Here is a 13,500-nt window from a genome sequence, read left to right as displayed (position 1 = left end):
ATGGAAAATAACCAGCCGATAATCATCAAGCGCGTCAAGCGTTACGCCGGCGGGCATCACGGGGGCGCCTGGAAAATCGCCTTCGCGGACTTCGCGACGGCGATGATGGCGTTCTTCCTGGTGCTGTGGCTGTTGTCCACGGCAACGCCGGAACAGAAGATCGCCATTGCCGGTTACTTCAAGGACCCGGTCGGTTTTTCTGAAAGCGGCACGCCGTACATCATCGATCTGGGCGGCTCGCCGACCCTGGCGCCGGAGAACACCCTCAACCCCGAAGTGAAATCCCAGCCACAGCCGGACAAGGTGACCATCGACTCCGAACAGGTCGAAGGCATGGCTGAGCAGGTCGAGAAGGAGCGCCTGGAATTGCTGTTGCAAGAGTTGCAGAACAAGGTCGAAGAAAACCCGCAGCTGCAGAAGTTCAAGGACCAGATTCTCTTCGAGATCACTCAGGACGGTTTGCGCATTCAGATTGTGGATGCCGAAAACCGCCCGATGTTCGACTCCGGCAGTGCGCGTCTGAAGCCGTATTTCGAAGACATCCTGCTGGCCATGGCCGACACCATCAAGGCGGTGCCGAACAAGATCAGCATCAGCGGCCACACCGATGCCAAGCCATACTCGGGCACCGGCGACTTCGGCAACTGGGAACTCTCGGCCAACCGCGCCAACGCGGCTCGCCGTGCATTGATTGCCGGCAGTTATCCGGACGCTCAGGTGGCGCGAGTCGTGGGTTATGCCTCGTCAGCGTTGTTCGACCGGGAGAACCCGTTCAACCCGGTCAACCGCCGCATCGACATCGTGGTGCTGACCAAGAAAGCCCAGCGTGCCATCGAAGGTTCGCAAGGTGTCGAACCTGCGCCAGTGCCGACGCAAGGGCAGGGTGGCCCAGGCGAAGTGCCCACGCCGCCAGCCGATCCGAATGCCTTGCCGGCAGATAAAGAACCGTTGCCGGCACATGAGCTTCGTGAGCGTTTGAATCTGTTTGATAACCCGGCGCCGAAACCGGGTGAGCCACCGAAGCAGTGACCCACGAAAAAGCCGCGAATGACCGCGGCTTTTTTGTTCGTGCGAAGGCATGACGTTGCTGGCGGTAAAAAACAAGGAATCAGGATCGCGCTGGGCCGGAAGCTGAAAAAACCGCACGCTGAAGACGGGAAAGCCGCGATCATCGCGATGCTGTTCACTTCAGCGAGACTCTTCAGTCATGTCTACCTTTGTGGCGAGCGAGCTTGCTCGCGCTGGGCTGCGTAGCGGCCCCAAAAATCTGACAACCATTGCCGATTTTTGTGAGCGCTACGCACTCAAGCGGGAGCAAGCTCCCTCGCCACAGGTTTCTCACTGACTCAAGACTCTCAGCATTGCGCGATCATCGCGGCTTTTTTTGGCACCTGTCAGAAACCGCGTCGGATGCGGTTCTTGAGTTGGTCGTGGAACAGGTCTGCATTTCCTTTGTAGATGCCGCGAACCGACTCACTGATCGATTCCAGTCCTATCGAGCGTTTGGTTATCACCTCCTCACGATAAGCATCAATGAAAAAATTGATGTCCGTATCGCCGCTCAGTTTCGGCCATTTGTCGAGGTACAACGGTAAAGCGCTGGGGCCTATCTGGTACGAGCAGATGCGGCGATTGCTGATGGTCGCTTCTCCGATTTCGAACGGCACCCACCAGGACTGTGCGGTGTTCTCCGAAATCACGGCGAGCAAGTGCGTGCACGCGGTGATGTTGCGGGTGATGACCCCGGTGATGTCGTCAGTGGTCTGTGATTCCGGATCCAGCACGTCGAAGTAGGTCTTGATGTTGGCCTGAATAAGACGGGTGTTGATGGCGATGGCGTGGGGCCGATCGCTATGGCGGTAGCTGATAAATACAGGCATCAGAAATGTCCCTTGATCGCGAGTTCTCGGTAATAGGCGCCGAGGGCGGTGAGGCGGCAACCGGTGGAATGGATGGCGGCGTAGTACATGTGTTCGGCGTCCACCGGTTCGATCAGGCTGTGGCGATTGCACTTTTGCAGTTGGGCTAAGACTTCGCCGTGCTCCGGGTCGAACGTGGCTTCGGTAGGTTCGTAGCTGGGGTCGAGGGCAAACATTGATTCCGCCTCTTCGAACCAATCAGGCAGTTTGCGCAGAATCTCTTTGGGGATCAGCGGCGAGACTTCTCGCAATGAAATGAACTGCGACACATTGGTCTTGAACACCGGGCGCTGTTCCCACGCGTCGAGAGCGTTGTCGACGAATGAATAGAGGCTGCCGGGGGTAATCTTTCCCAATATGTTTGCGGCGCCGCCGTGCAGGGCTTGCAGCAACAGCCCCGTGAAGACCCCGTGGTTGGCGCCTTCCATCGCCGGCTCTTCCTTTTTGCACGCGGTGAGGATGGTCATGCCTTCGCACACCATGCTGCTTTCGCTGCGTAGCGCCCGCACTTCGCCCGCCGAGCCCGCCTGGCAGCAGTCGAGAATAATCACTTTGTTTTTGATTTTTACGGCTTTGGTCGCCCAATTCAGGATGTCGCTGATGCGAATTCCATCCTTGGCGGATTTGTAGTCCTGGGGGAGGAGCATGCCTTCGTCCGTATCGACGTCGAAGTTGCCGTGGCCGGCGAAGTACAGCAGTGCAACGCTGCAATCGCCCGAAAACAACTCCTGGATATGCCCTTCGAGCTTTTCACGGCTCAGATAATCTTCGGCGGAGGTCAGGACCAGGTTCTTGAAATTCGGATCGCCATTGGCGTCGGTTTTCAGCACCGAAGCCATGGCCATCGCGTCGTTGTTGCAACCACTCAACTGTGAAACATGGCTGTAGTTATTAATGCCGATGAACAGTCCCTTGCGCATGGTTCAGCCCGCCGCGTGAGTGCGAATGGCACTGATGATGCTGTTGGTGTTCCACGCACACTCCGCGTGCGCCGCCCGGCGTACCACCGTGGAAATCCGCTCCGCACCAAACGGCTTGACCGCGATAATCACCTTGTTCATGCGTTTGGCGATCTCGATTTCCTTGTTGATCCACTTGCTGTAGGTCGAATACATCCCAGCCATGATCAGCACTGCCGAGCACAGCCGAATCTTGTTTTCGATGGCTTCTTCAAGTTGTTTGTCTGTTTTCGCGCCGACGATCGGATTGTCTGGTGGCACCGAAAAATTCTTGAACGTGAAGTCGGGCTTCGCATTGAGCAGGCGAACCAGATTGTCGTGGGCGTCTGAGTAGTTCCACGAGTGGCTGATGAACAAATGATAGGTTTGCATGGCTGTCCCTCGGTATCGCCAGAAATGCGATGAGGGCTCGAATGTATGCACTGGAGTGGCCGCAACAAGGCCTTGGTGGTTAAAGAGACGCATCCTTCAGGCAGGCGCGAAAAAGCCTTACAGAGAGGTCTGACGTTTAATTGAGGGAGTTTTTGTAGGACGCCACGAGCGACCTACCGCCCCGTAAGAGTCAGGGGCGGCTGGCACGTCTGTTTAGTAGCTGCTTTCAGGCAAACTGGCGATGATCGAGCGATAGCTGTTCATCCGTTGCTGCTGCACGCGGCCCTCTTCCAGGGCCTTGAGCAGGGCGCAACCCGGCTCGCGGTCGTGCTTGCAGTCGCGGAAGCGGCAGGTGCCGATCAAGTCGTTGAACTCGATGAAGCCGGCTTCGACGTCGGCACGGCTGACGTGACCCAGGCCGAATTCCCGGATGCCCGGGGAGTCGATCAACTCACCGCCACCGGGGAAGTGGAACAGCCGCGCGGTGGTGGTGGTGTGGGTGCCCTGGCCCGACAGCTCGGACAGCGGGCCGACGCGGGTGTCGACTTCCGGCAGCAGGCTGTTGACCAGCGACGACTTGCCGACACCGGACTGGCCGACGAATACGCTGATGTGCCCGTCCAGCTGCTTCTGCAACTGCTCCATGCCATCGCCGTGGTGGGCCGACACTTCCAGTACCGGGTAACCCAGCGTGCGGTAAACCGCCAGCAAGGCATTCAGTGCCGGGGCGTTCTGCTCGTCGATCAGGTCGAATTTGTTCAGCAGCAGCAACGGCCGAATACCGGCGTGTTCCGCAGCGACCAAATAACGGTCGATCAGGTTGGCGTGAGGCTCGGGCAGCGGCGCGAAGACGATAACGATCAAGTCGACGTTGGCCGCCACCGGCTTGAGCTGGCCACGGCTGTCAGGACGGCAGAGTTCGGTTTTACGTGGCAGTTGCGCCACGATCACGCCGATGCCCTGGTTGCCGGCACGCCATACAACCTGATCGCCGGTCACCAGCGCTGGCAGGTTGGCGCGCAAATGGCAGCGGAACACCTGGCCGGCCAATTCGCCATCGAGGGCCTCGACTTCGACCTGCACACCGAAGTGCGCGATCACCAGGCCCGTCTGTTCCGGACCCAGGTCGCCGCCTTCGAGTGCCTCGACAGCCGAGGACTCGCGTTTGGCGGCGCGGGCAGCGCGCTCGCCCTGAATCTTTTCGATGCGCCAGTTTTGACGACGATTGAGTTGGCGTTTGGCCATGGGTGTTCCGTATCGAGAATGCAGCGATTAGGTAAAACGGCCGCGAGTTTAGCACGCCCGGTGGCCTCCCTAGGCTAAACTGCGCACCTACGCCGAGGAGCCGACTCATGCAAAACCCGCTGAACCTGATCTGGATCGACCTGGAAATGACCGGTCTGAACCCTGATACCGACGTCATCATCGAGATGGCCACTATCGTCACCGACAGTAATTTGAACACCTTGGCCGAAGGTCCGGTGATCGCCATTCATCACAGCGACGAGGTCCTCGCTGGCATGGACGAGTGGAATACCCGTCAGCACGGCGGTTCCGGGCTGACCCAACGGGTTCGCGACAGCCGCATCAGCATGGCCGAAGCAGAAGCCGAGACCATCGCCTTCCTGGAAAAATGGGTGCCGAAGGGCAAGTCGCCGATCTGTGGCAATAGCATCTGCCAGGACCGTCGCTTCCTTTATACCCACATGAAGTCGCTGGAAAGCTACTTCCACTACCGCAACCTCGACGTGTCGACCCTTAAAGAACTGGCCGCGCGCTGGGCACCGGACGTACGCGACAGCTTCAAGAAGGGCAGCACCCATCTGGCCCTGGACGACATCCGCGAATCGATCGCCGAGCTGCAGCACTACCGCAAGAATTTCATCAAGTTCTGATCGGGCATAGGGTGGGCTTTTGTGGCGAGGGAGCTCGCCCCCGCTCGGCTGCGCAGCAGTCGTAAAGTCAGCCGGCGCGGTCTATCTGAAGAATCGCTCTGTCGGCAAAGGGGCCGCTCCGCGGCCCAGCGGGAGCAAGCTCCCTCGCCACAGGTTTCTCTGTGCTTTCTCTTGCCCCCTTTTGGTGCCCTGACGATCTGAGTAGACTGCGCGCCTTCCTGCAAGGACCGCCACCATGTTGCTGATGCTCTACCTGATCGCCATTACTGCCGAAGCCATGACTGGCGCCCTGTCTGCGGGCCGTCGCGGCATGGACTGGTTTGGCGTGGTGTTGATTGCGTGCGTCACCGCATTGGGCGGCGGTTCGGTGCGTGACGTGCTGCTCGGCCACTACCCGCTGACCTGGGTCAAACACCCGGAATACCTGGTGCTGACCTCCGTCGCGGCGATGCTGACGATCTTCATCGCTCGCTGGATGCGCCACCTGCGTTCGCTGTTTCTGGTGCTCGACGCGGTGGGCCTGGTGGCGTTCACCCTGATCGGCTGCATGACGGCCCTGGAAATGGGCCACGGCATGTTGGTGGCTTCGGTCAGCGGTGTGATCACCGGGGTGTTCGGTGGCATCCTGCGGGACATCTTCTGCAACGACATCCCACTGATATTCCGCCGCGAGCTCTACGCCAGCGTCTCGTTTGCTGCGGCGTGGTGCTATTTACTCTGCATCTACCTGCAATTACCCGGCGAACAGTCGATCCTGATCACCCTGTTCGGCGGCTTCCTGCTGCGTTTGCTGGCGATCCGTTTCCACTGGGAAATGCCCAAGTTTGTTTATAACGACGAAGCCTGATCCCTACGATTCCTGAGTAGAAGCTGCCGCAGGCTGCGATCTTTTGACTTTGATTTTTCAAGATCAAAAGATCGCAGCCTGCGGCAGCTCCTACGCAAGGCCGTGTTGTTTCAAAGCCCATTCGACATGCTCGCGCACCAGCTCAGACGGATAGTTCCGCCGTGCCTTCAGCGCTTCCAGCACCGGAATGCTCGACGGCGCATTACCCAGACCGACCGCCAGATTGCGCAACCAGCGCTCGTAACCCGCGCGTCTGAGCGGTGAGCCTTCGGTGCTGCTGAGGAACTTCTCTTCGTCCCACATGAACAGTTCGGCCAATTCTGCGTTGTCCAGATTGTGCCTTGGTTTGAAATCGCTTTCGCCGGAAGGTCGGGCGAAGCGGTTCCACGGGCAGACGATCTGGCAGTCATCGCAACCGAACACCCGGTTGCCGATCAATGGCCGTAAATCTTCAGGAATCGCACTTTTCAGTTCGATGGTCAGGTACGAAATGCAGCGCCGGGCGTCCAGTACATACGGACCAACGAAGGCGTTGGTCGGGCAGATGTCCAGACAGGCAGTGCAGCGACCGCAGTGTTCGGTGGCGTGGGGCGGGTCGACCGGCAGCGGCAAGTCGACGAACAGTTCGCTGAGAAAGAAGTAGCTGCCGGCCTTGCGATTCAAGACCAGGGTGTTTTTGCCGATCCAGCCAAGGCCAGCCTGTTCGGCGATGGCTTTTTCCAGCACCGGGGCGCTGTCGACAAAGGCGCGATAGCCGAACGGGCCGATCACTGCCTGAATTTTTTCCGCGAGTTGTTGCACGCGTTTACGGATCAATTTGTGGTAATCGCGGCCCAAGGCATAACGGGATACATAGGCTTTTTCCGGTTGGGCCAGGCGTTTGGCCATTTCGGTGTCGCCCGGCAGGTAGTCCATGCGCAGGGAAACGACGCGAAGGGTGCCCGGCACCAGCTCTTCCGGGTGTGAGCGTTTGCTGCCGTGGGCGCCCATATACTCCATTTCGCCGTGGTAGCCGGCTTCGAGCCAGCGCTCCAGGTGCTGCTCATGCTCGGCCAGGTCGAGGCCGCTGATGCCGACTTGTTGAAAGCCCAGCTCGCGGCCCCAGTCCTTGATGGATTGGGCGAGGGCGGGCAGGTCTGTAGTAATAGCGGGCATGAGGCGAGAGAAACCGGAGCTGAGGTGCGTATAATTCTGCCAGACATCGGAGCCTGAAGACGCATGCCGCACACTAAAGATGAATTACCCGACGCGCTGTATAGCGCCGCGCAAGTCCGAGGGCTCGATGCGAGCCTGATTGCGGCCGGTACACCGGGCTTCGAATTGATGCAGCGTGCGGCGCGGGCGACCTGGCGCGCGCTGGTCCGTCATTGGCCGACGGCGCACGAATTGAGCGTGGTGGCCGGCCACGGCAATAATGCGGGCGACGGTTACCTGGTGGCCGTGCTGGCTCGACGTGCCGGCTGGCACGTGCGGGTGCTGGCCGCGGGTGATCCCGGGCGTTTGCAGGGCGATGCCGCATCGGCCCATGCCGAGGCAGTAGCCGAAGGCGTCGCCATTCAAGGCTGGAACGCGCACTGCGAATTACGCGGCATCGTGCTGGATGCCTTGCTCGGCACGGGCCTGACCGGTGAAGTGCGCGAGCCATACGCCAGTGTCATTGCCGCGATCAACGCCAGTGGGCTACCGGTTGCAGCGGTGGATATCCCTTCGGGACTGTGCGCCGATACGGGCCGCATACTTGGCATTGCGGTTCGAGCGGACCTGACGGTGACGTTCATCGGTTTGAAGCTGGGTCTGTTCACCGGTGACGCTGCGGATGTGGTTGGCGATTTGGTATTCAATGATCTGCAAGCCGCCCCTGAGACGTTTATCGGGGCCACGGTCATTGCTCGTCGCCTGACGGTCGGTAATGTGCCGCGTCTGACCGGGCGCGCTCCAACGTCCCACAAAGGCAAATTTGGCCACGTATTACTGATCGGCGGTGATCGCGGTTTTGGCGGCGCCATCCTGCTCGGTGCACAAAGTGCTTTGCGCAGCGGCGCCGGCATGGTGTCTGTGGCCACCCGCAACGAGCATGTTCCAGCCGCCTTGGCGCGTTTGCCTGAAGCTATGGTGCTCGGCACTTCGTCGGCCAATCAATTGATGGGGCTGCTTGAGAAGGTCACGGTGCTGGTCGTCGGCCCAGGGCTGGGGCAGGCAGCCTGGGGGCGCAGTCTGTTGTCGGCCGCAGCCAATGCGCCGCTGCCACAAGTCTGGGACGCCGATGCGTTGAACCTGTTGGCCGAAGGTGGCGTGAGTTTGCCCGCAGGTTGTGTTATCACGCCGCACCCCGGCGAGGCGGCGCGATTACTGGGGGTATCAACGGCCGAAGTTCAGGCCGACCGCCCGGCCGCTGCCCATGCATTGAGCAAAAAATATACAGCGGTGGTGATCCTCAAGGGCGCCGGCAGTTTGATCGCCAGCCCCGACGGGCGTCTGGCGTTGTGTCATCAGGGCCATCCGGCCATGGCATCTGCCGGTTTGGGCGATGTGCTGGCCGGTCTGGTCGGCGCCTTGCTCGCTCAGGGCATGGACGCGTACGACGCGGCGAGCCTGGCGGTCTGGCTGCACGCCAATGCCGGCGCGCAACAAGGTGAATTCGGCCGTGGGCTGGCGGCCAGTGATCTGATTCCAGCCATTCGTCAGTTGTTGGAGGAGCAAGCACCGTGTCTGAAGTAACCCTGTACCTGGCTGATGAAGAGGCGATGACCGCGTTTGGTGCGCGCATCGCACAAACCACTGAAGGGCACGGTCTGATTTTTCTCGAGGGAGATCTGGGTGCGGGGAAAACCACGCTGTCCCGGGGCATCATCCGGGGCCTGGGGCATACGGGCGCGGTAAAAAGTCCGACCTTTACCCTGGTCGAGCCATACGAGATTGGGGAGGTCCGCGCCTTTCATTTCGACCTGTATCGGCTGGTCGATCCGGAGGAGCTGGAGTACCTCGGCATCCGCGACTATTTCGAAGACGATGCACTGTGCCTGATCGAATGGCCCCGGAACGGTGCAGGCTTTTTGCCAAAGCCCGACCTGACCATTACCATTAGCCCGCAAGACAGCGGGCGTTCGCTGAAAATTTTGCCCCAGGGCTCGCGTGGCGAGTTGTGGTGTGCCGCTTTGGCATTGGAATCCAATTAAATGATGGGGTTAGGTATGCGCTTTCGCGCGTTGGTTGCTGCCGTAGGATTGTTGTTTCTGGCGGTGACCGTCGACGCTGTGGCCGAGACGAAGGTCAACAGTGTTCGCCTGTGGCGGGCGCCGGACAACACGCGACTGGTGTTCGACCTGACAGGGCCCGTCCAGCACAGTGTCTTTACCCTGTCCTCCCCGGACCGGCTGGTGATCGACATCAATGGCGCATCTCTGGGGTCGCCGCTGAACGTCAATACCTCGAATACTCCGATCACCGCAATGCGCTCGGCTCAACGTACGCCGACCGACCTGCGAGTGGTCATCGACCTGAAAAAGGCCGTCACGCCGAAAAGTTTTACCTTGGCGCCCAACGCCCAATACGGTAATCGCCTGGTGGTCGACCTGTTCGATAACGCCGCCGATGCCGCGCCAATTCCTGTGCCGACTAACGTCGCGACCGTGGCCCCGGTGCCGGTCACTCCGGTAGATCCGCCGGTCAAACTGCCACCAGCCCCCGCAGGCAAGCGCGACATCATTGTGGTGATCGATGCCGGCCACGGTGGCGAAGACCCAGGCGCCTCGGGCTCTCGCGGTCAGCGTGAAAAAGACGTGGTGCTGGCGATCGCCCGTGAACTGCAGCGTCAGGTCAATGGCATGAAAGGCTTCCGCGCCGAACTGACGCGTACAGGTGATTACTTCATTCCGTTGCGCGGGCGTACCGAAATCGCCCGCAAGAAGGGCGCCGATCTATTCGTTTCGATCCACGCCGACGCTGCACCATCGGCTGCCGCGTTCGGTGCCTCGGTGTTCGCCCTGTCTGACCGCGGCGCTACCTCGGAAACGGCCCGTTGGCTGGCCGACAGCGAGAACCGTTCCGACTTGATCGGCGGTGCCGGCAACGTCAGCCTCGATGACAAGGACCGCATGCTGGCCGGCGTGCTGCTCGATTTGTCGATGACCGCTTCCCTGACCTCCAGCCTGAACGTTGGCCAGAAAGTCTTGAGCAACATCGGTCGCGTCACACCGCTGCACAAACAGCGCGTGGAGCAAGCCGGATTCATGGTGCTGAAGTCGCCGGACATCCCGTCGATCCTGGTGGAAACCGGTTTTATCTCCAACGCCAACGAAGCTTCCAAGCTTGCCGCAGCGAACCACCAGCAGGCGCTGGCGCGTTCTATCAGTAGCGGCGTACGGCAGTTCTTCCAGCAGAATCCACCGCCGGGCACCTACATTGCCTGGCTGCGCGATTCCGGCAAGATCGCCCAAGGCCCGCGTGACCATCGGGTGAGTCCGGGCGAAACCCTGGCGATGATCGCCGTGCGCTATCAGGTGTCTCCGGCCACCTTGCGCAGCGCCAACAACCTCAAGAGCGACGAGCTGAAGATTGGTCAGACATTGACCATCCCCGGCACTGAACTGGCGGCCAAAGAATGAACCAGGTGCTGACCAACACGGCGCGCATCGAGCTGCTCAGCCCGCGGCTGGCGAACCAGATTGCCGCCGGTGAAGTGGTTGAGCGCCCGGCCTCGGTGATCAAGGAGTTGCTGGAGAACAGCCTCGACTCCGGTGCCAAACGCATCGATGTCGATGTGGAGCAGGGCGGCGTAAAGCTGCTGCGGGTGCGCGACGATGGTAGCGGTATTTCTGCCGATGACCTGCCCCTGGCCCTGGCCCGTCACGCCACCAGCAAGATTCGTAATCTGGAAGATCTTGAGCAGGTGATGAGCCTGGGCTTTCGCGGTGAGGCGCTGGCGTCCATCAGCTCCGTGGCGCGTCTGACCCTGACGTCCCGCACTCGCGATGCCGATCAGGCCTGGCAAGTGGAAACCGAAGGCCGGGACATGGCGCCTCGCGTGCAGCCGGCGGCCCATCCGGTGGGGACTTCAGTGGAAGTGCGCGATTTGTTCTTCAACACCCCGGCGCGCCGCAAGTTTCTCAAGACCGAAAAAACCGAATTCGATCACCTGCAAGAAGTGATCAAGCGTCTGGCGCTGGCGCGGTTCGATGTAGCGTTCCATCTGCGCCACAACGGCAAAACCATCCTCAGCCTGCACGAAGCCCACGATGACGCGGCCCGCGCCCGGCGTGTGGCGGCGATCTGCGGGGCGGGTTTTCTGGAGCAGGCGCTGCCGATCGAAATCGAGCGCAATGGCCTGCACTTGTGGGGTTGGGTCGGGTTGCCGACCTTCAACCGCAGCCAGGCAGACTTGCAATACTTCTTTGTAAATGGCCGCGCGGTGCGCGACAAACTGGTGGCCCACGCGGTGCGCCAGGCTTATCGCGACGTGCTGTTCAACGGTCGGCACCCGACGTTCGTGCTGTTTTTCGAAGTCGATCCGGCGGGCGTCGACGTCAACGTGCATCCGACCAAGCACGAAGTACGCTTCCGTGACGGGCGCATGGTTCACGATTTTCTCTATGGCACCTTGCACCGCGCCCTTGGCGATGTGCGGCCGGAAGATCATCTGGGCGCGCCTGTCGCGACGGCCATTGTCCGGCCCACCGGGCTCGACGCCGGTGAGTTCGGTCCGCAGGGCGAAATGCGTCTGGCGGCCAATGCGCTGCTGGAACAGCCTCAGGCACAACCTTCCTTTAATACGACGGCGGGCTCCGGCGCTGGCGCCGGTTATCAGTATCAATACACGCCGCGGCCTCAGTCCGGTGTGCCCGTCGCTGAAGCCCAGGCAGCCTATCGCGAGTTCTTCGCGCCATTGCCCGAAGCCAACGCGGTAGCGCTGCCGGCCGGGCAGGACGACATTCCGCCACTGGGTTACGCGTTGGCGCAGCTCAAGGGCATCTATATTCTTTCGGAAAACGCCCAAGGCCTGGTGCTGGTGGACATGCACGCCGCCCACGAGCGGATCATGTACGAACGCCTGAAAATCGCGATGGCCAGCGAAGGCTTGAGTGGTCAGCCGCTGTTGGTGCCGGAATCCCTGGCGGTCAGTCAGCGCGAAGCCGATTGTGCCGAAGAACATGTCGCGTGGTTCCAGCGGCTGGGCTTTGAGTTGCAGCGTCTTGGCCCGGAGTCGCTGGCGATCCGGCAGATCCCCGCGTTGCTGAAACAGGCAGAAGCCAATCGATTGGTCAGCGACGTTTTGGCGGATTTGATGGAATACGGCACCAGCGACCGGATTCAGGCGCACCTGAACGAACTGCTCGGCACCATGGCCTGCCACGGCGCAATTCGCGCGAATCGGCGTCTGGCCTTGCCGGAAATGAACGGTCTGCTGCGGGATATGGAAAACACCGAACGCAGCGGTCAATGCAACCATGGCCGACCGACCTGGACCCAATTGGGCCTGGACGATCTGGACAAACTGTTTTTGCGCGGTCGTTGATGAACCAGCTCCCTCCTGCGATTTTCCTGATGGGGCCGACGGCTGCCGGCAAGACCGACTTGGCCATCGAACTCACCAAGGTCCTGCCCTGCGAGCTGATCAGCGTCGATTCGGCGCTGGTTTACCGTGGCATGGACATTGGCACCGCCAAGCCTTCCAAAGAGTTGTTGGCCGAATTTCCGCATCGCTTGATCGATATTCTCGACCCTGCCGAGAGTTATTCCGCTGCGGATTTTCGTCGCGATGCGCTCGAGGCCATGGCCGAGATCACCGCGCGAGGCAAAATTCCGCTGCTGGTAGGCGGCACAATGCTCTACTACAAGGCTTTGCTCGAAGGTCTGGCCGACATGCCGGCGGCCGATCCTGATGTGCGCGCGCAAATCGAAGAAGAGGCTGCACGCCTTGGCTGGCAAGCCCTGCACGATCAGTTGGCGGTCATTGATCCGCAATCCGCAGCGCGAATTCATCCGAACGATCCGCAGCGCCTCAGTCGCGCGCTGGAAGTTTATCGCGTCAGTGGTCAGAGCATGACTGAGCTACGCTTGCGACAATCTGCGCAAAGTACTGAAGCAGCCGCTTCGGGACTGCAACAATTGCCCTATACTGTCGCGAACTTGGCCATCGCTCCGGCAAATCGCCAGGTACTGCACGAGCGCATTAAACAAAGATTCACAAATATGTTGGAACAGGGATTCATCGACGAGGTCGTAGCCCTGCGAGATAGAGGTGACCTGCATTCGGGAATGCCGTCTATACGTGCTGTAGGCTATCGACAAGTCTGGGATTACCTGGATGGCAAGCTGACGCAAGCCGAGATGCAGGAGCGTGGAATCATTGCCACGCGCCAATTGGCAAAGCGCCAGTTCACCTGGCTGCGCAGTTGGGCTGATTTACACTGGTTGGACAGCCTCGATTGCGACAATCTGCCGCGCGCCTTGAAATACCTTGGGACCATCTCCATATTGAGCTGAGTCCTTGCAATTGCCGTCTATCCTTG

The 13,500-nt window shown here is 60.3% G+C and carries 13 protein-coding genes; 8 read left to right on the top strand and 5 right to left on the bottom strand.

Annotated features, from left to right (window positions below; all coding sequences use genetic code 11):
- Window positions 1-1,029, top strand: coding sequence for a flagellar motor protein MotB (motB, locus tag BK662_RS14970; protein ID WP_123358696.1), 1,029 nt, complete (start codon window positions 1-3; stop codon window positions 1,027-1,029).
- 365 nt (window positions 1,030-1,394) lie between these two features.
- On the opposite strand, the gene BK662_RS14960 is transcribed toward motB, so the two are convergent.
- The 4 genes from BK662_RS14960 to rsgA all read right to left on the bottom strand — a co-directional run bounded on the left by BK662_RS14960 (window position 1,395) and on the right by rsgA (window position 4,495).
- A complete protein-coding gene (locus BK662_RS14960) occupies window positions 1,395-1,880 on the bottom strand; it encodes a toll/interleukin-1 receptor domain-containing protein (protein ID WP_123358694.1) in 486 nt (161 codons plus the stop codon).
- Window positions 1,880-2,839, bottom strand: coding sequence for a caspase family protein (locus BK662_RS14955; protein ID WP_123358693.1), 960 nt, complete (start codon window positions 2,837-2,839; stop codon window positions 1,880-1,882). The genes BK662_RS14960 and BK662_RS14955 overlap by 1 nt, the downstream gene beginning before the upstream one ends.
- A 3-nt stretch (window positions 2,840-2,842) precedes the next feature.
- Window positions 2,843-3,250, bottom strand: coding sequence for a TIR domain-containing protein (locus BK662_RS14950; RefSeq protein ID WP_123358692.1), 408 nt, complete (start codon window positions 3,248-3,250; stop codon window positions 2,843-2,845).
- Between the two features lie 213 nt (window positions 3,251-3,463).
- Window positions 3,464-4,495: a small ribosomal subunit biogenesis GTPase RsgA gene (gene rsgA / locus BK662_RS14945; RefSeq protein ID WP_123358691.1), complete on the bottom strand. Its 1,032-nt coding sequence runs from the start codon at window positions 4,493-4,495 to the stop codon at window positions 3,464-3,466.
- 107 nt (window positions 4,496-4,602) lie between these two features.
- On the opposite strand from rsgA, the gene orn reads away from it, so the two are divergent.
- Together orn and BK662_RS14935 are read left to right on the top strand one after the other, a co-directional pair.
- Window positions 4,603-5,145, top strand: coding sequence for an oligoribonuclease (gene orn / locus BK662_RS14940; protein WP_123358690.1), 543 nt, complete (start codon window positions 4,603-4,605; stop codon window positions 5,143-5,145).
- Window positions 5,146-5,380: 235 nt separating this feature from the next.
- On the top strand, window positions 5,381-5,992 hold the full coding sequence (locus tag BK662_RS14935; RefSeq protein ID WP_007902638.1) for a trimeric intracellular cation channel family protein: 612 nt from the start codon (window positions 5,381-5,383) through the stop codon (window positions 5,990-5,992).
- 90 nt (window positions 5,993-6,082) lie between these two features.
- On the opposite strand, the gene queG is transcribed toward BK662_RS14935, so the two are convergent.
- Complete coding sequence (gene queG / locus BK662_RS14930; RefSeq protein WP_123358689.1) at window positions 6,083-7,147, bottom strand: tRNA epoxyqueuosine(34) reductase QueG; 1,065 nt, start codon at window positions 7,145-7,147, stop codon at window positions 6,083-6,085.
- A gap of 63 nt (window positions 7,148-7,210) precedes the next feature.
- On the opposite strand from queG, the gene BK662_RS14925 reads away from it, so the two are divergent.
- The 5 genes from BK662_RS14925 to miaA are packed head-to-tail and all read left to right on the top strand — an operon-like array spanning window position 7,211 to window position 13,474.
- Window positions 7,211-8,710 (top strand): NAD(P)H-hydrate dehydratase, encoded by a 1,500-nt coding sequence (locus tag BK662_RS14925; protein WP_123358688.1) that lies wholly within the window; start codon window positions 7,211-7,213, stop codon window positions 8,708-8,710.
- On the top strand, window positions 8,698-9,168 hold the full coding sequence (gene tsaE, locus BK662_RS14920) for a tRNA (adenosine(37)-N6)-threonylcarbamoyltransferase complex ATPase subunit type 1 TsaE (protein ID WP_038978707.1): 471 nt from the start codon (window positions 8,698-8,700) through the stop codon (window positions 9,166-9,168). The genes BK662_RS14925 and tsaE overlap by 13 nt, the downstream gene beginning before the upstream one ends.
- The gene (locus BK662_RS14915) at window positions 9,169-10,596 is read left to right on the top strand and encodes an N-acetylmuramoyl-L-alanine amidase (RefSeq protein WP_123358687.1); all 1,428 of its coding nucleotides are present in this window, start codon (window positions 9,169-9,171) and stop codon (window positions 10,594-10,596) included.
- Window positions 10,593-12,503: a DNA mismatch repair endonuclease MutL gene (gene mutL, locus BK662_RS14910; protein WP_123358686.1), complete on the top strand. Its 1,911-nt coding sequence runs from the start codon at window positions 10,593-10,595 to the stop codon at window positions 12,501-12,503. The genes BK662_RS14915 and mutL overlap by 4 nt, the downstream gene beginning before the upstream one ends.
- The gene (gene miaA / locus BK662_RS14905; RefSeq protein WP_123358685.1) at window positions 12,503-13,474 is read left to right on the top strand and encodes a tRNA (adenosine(37)-N6)-dimethylallyltransferase MiaA; all 972 of its coding nucleotides are present in this window, start codon (window positions 12,503-12,505) and stop codon (window positions 13,472-13,474) included. The genes mutL and miaA overlap by 1 nt, the downstream gene beginning before the upstream one ends.
- Window positions 13,475-13,500 lie beyond the last annotated feature (26 nt).

It is taken from the genome of Pseudomonas frederiksbergensis (genome assembly GCF_003732275.1).
GTDB lineage: Bacteria > Pseudomonadota > Gammaproteobacteria > Pseudomonadales > Pseudomonadaceae > Aquipseudomonas > Aquipseudomonas frederiksbergensis_H.
Note: the sequence above shows the minus strand (reverse complement) of the source record. Positions and strands in the feature narration are given on the sequence as shown.